The organism is Methylobacterium sp. AC315 (assembly GCF_979253755.1).
Genome location: NZ_CEEDEA010000135.1, coordinates 1 through 239, shown reverse-complemented (window position 1 = coordinate 239; position 239 = coordinate 1). Strand labels below are relative to the sequence as shown.

General features: G+C 52.7%; 1 protein-coding gene. It reads right to left on the bottom strand.

The features are described from left to right. A partial coding sequence (locus AC0IY0_RS29005) for a hypothetical protein (RefSeq protein WP_471766507.1) occupies positions 1-239 on the bottom strand: 239 nt, incomplete at both ends.

The window sequence follows — 239 nt, the reverse complement described above, 5'->3', positions numbered from 1 at the left end:
GATAAATATCTGTGACGGGACTCTGTTGAATTATGCGGTTGTGTATTGTTCTTGATAGGGCGGGCAGTATCGTATTTGTTAAGATATTGTCGATCATACGGCCGCCCGACTCTGGATCGTTGCACTGCGCCACGATATATTCCACCACTGCGTCGTCGAAGTGGAGAGAGGCGTGTTGGTTCTCGCGGAGCCTTCTGCCACTGCGGTCAAGTTGGAGGCGGGCGATGTCTCCCAGCATC